This window comes from Intestinirhabdus alba (genome assembly GCF_009711095.1).
Taxonomy (GTDB): domain Bacteria; phylum Pseudomonadota; class Gammaproteobacteria; order Enterobacterales; family Enterobacteriaceae; genus Intestinirhabdus; species Intestinirhabdus alba.
In genome coordinates, this window is the sequence record NZ_WMJZ01000094.1 from 1 (window position 1) to 2,220 (window position 2,220).

Sequence of the window (2,220 nt, forward strand, 5' to 3'; positions counted from 1 at the left end):
GGTTACAGGGCAGAAAGTGCACCGTCAGCCCGCATTTCTCACTGCCATAGTCGGGTATATCGACGATGGTTCGATGTTTAACCTTGCCTTCCATATAATCTTTCTTCCAGGCCTTGAATTTCTCCCTGTCAGCATAGCCAGGGAATACTTGAGTACTGGTGCTGACCACCCACTCCACGTCGGCCTTCAGGCCGGGCCGCCATTTATCCGGCAGGGAGATACAGCAGGCTCCCCCCCCTTNTTTATCCGGCAGGGAGATACAGCAGGCTCCCCCCCCTTCACCAAACGAGCCGATATTCGGCCCCGGGCTGCCGTTGACGCTGAACTGAGGAATTTCAAAGCGCGTATGGTTTACGCCGCGCAGGTCCCCGCCGCTCCAGCTTTCCGGAACCGGGGCGGCCGGCAGGTCACAGCCGGACAGCAGCAGCGCGCTCATTAATAAGAGCACGCTGCGTCCCGTTTGTTGATATTCACCGACAATCGTCACTCGTTCTCCTTACCAGACCATCATATGCTCTGGTCGCAGCTGAATGCTTTATGTCCTGGCGGCACACAGGCAGCCGTTTCTCTGTATTAAGTCTGTTCCTGTTCCACAGCTATTAAGGCTGTATTTTTATTGCAATATCAGCGTTCTGTTTTATATAAAAATCACCCCGAATATAAATCAATATTGACCATTACGTCTGGTTAGCCTTCGCATTTGATAAATATTCTATAAAAAAAGCCTCATTATCGAGAGGCTTTTCATCAGGCATCGTTGACAAACCATTCCACAGATATTCAAATAAGGACTGTCTGGTATAATCTGGATATTTTGAATGATATTTCTGGATAAAAACTCTATATCGCTGATATCACCCAGCTGACTATACTGGGCATCGCTAAGCGTTAATAAAAAGTCATTGCTAAACTCATAGCCCTCGTATTCGCCGCGTAGCCAGACAGGGTGTCGATCTCTGTCACGCCAGGTCCATAGCCGGGCTATATTTAGGAAGCCACTTTTCTGTTGCTCATCCAGAATGGATGACAGCAGCGTTGGGAAAATTCGGGTATCATAAAAACGCAGCAGGCCTTTTCGCCCTTCCCATTCGGTAAAGGTTAATCTTTGCAGGTGCCCGGCCAGTAATTTAAAATCATTTGCAGAAAAAAACAGTAACACTCTTGCCGGATCGCTATAGTGCCTGAGTAAAATCTTTAGCCACGCCTTATGCTGATCGAGACTAAAATTCAGTCGCAAAAAAAGCGGTGCATCATCAAGATATTCATTTTCTGGCTCATTTTCTATTAATGATACCCAATCAATGGCTGGCCGAAAATGCTGTAGATCCTGTATTAAAGAGGGTACATTTCCGGCCTGGTCGACAATGACATAAACGGCAGACATGCCCAGGCGTTCGCAAAGCTGCTCAAGTTGCGTTATCCACTGCAATACCTTGTGATCCATATTATTGTGCATAGTGATTCCCTGACGTTTAGCGGGGGATAAACCCGGCGGCGGAATCCTGCGCGCGAAGCAGGCATTCCTTACAAATCTTTTGCGGTAAATCATTATTTAATTGATTACTGGAACGCGGCAGGTCCGGCAATGGAAAATCCTGACTCACCGGTCCATCCAGAACATGCCGCCCCTTTAAACTTATTAAATCCGGGCCATGAACTTCAATTTGCCCGTCGGGCGTCAGCCGGATATATGCACCGCCGCAGGCCAGGGTAATCCCGTTTTTAGCCGTTAACTGTAAATGCCCCTGGGTGGTCTGAACGGTAATGTCCTTTAACGCTGTGACAGAAAGTGTATCGGCATGTGATTCCAGCTCAAAAGGCCCCTTACCAGAGACAAGTCTTACCCCTTCCGTTTGCGCTAATAAAGAAATAGCATGACTGGCATTAAGCGCCATACGTTTACTGGCAGCTACGTGTACTTCACCGTGGCTCTGGGCATAAAGGGCTTTATTCCCTTGCAGCATCACCGTCTGCGGGCTGACTATCCCCACCCCGTCCGGTGCTGAGAGCAGCATGGCCGACTTTTGCAGTCCCTCGGCAGCCTCTGAATAATCCTGTAATCCCTGTACATCAGGCTGAAGGTTACGGTGGTTGCCGGTAATTTCTCTCCATTCGGTAACCTGCTGAATGGCACCTTTGACCAGAGCGATCGCCGGGGCCATCTCCAGCACCTCCCCCAGCGCCTTCTCCTGCCCGTCCGCAGTGATGAACAGCCCCTTC

Annotated in this window: 3 protein-coding genes; all 3 read right to left on the reverse strand. The window is 49.5% G+C overall.

Features of this window, described 5'->3' with window-relative positions:
* On the reverse strand, positions 1-436 hold a 436-nt coding region (locus tag GJV78_RS22510), incomplete at its 3' end, for a DUF3304 domain-containing protein (RefSeq protein WP_155110285.1).
* Positions 437-712: 276 nt separating this feature from the next.
* Entirely contained in the window at positions 713-1,456 is a 744-nt protein-coding gene (locus GJV78_RS22515) for a DUF4123 domain-containing protein (protein ID WP_230979226.1), read from the reverse strand.
* A 16-nt stretch (positions 1,457-1,472) separates the two neighbouring features.
* Positions 1,473-2,220: DUF2345 domain-containing protein (locus GJV78_RS22520; protein ID WP_155110284.1), on the reverse strand; the 748-nt coding region annotated here is incomplete at its 5' end.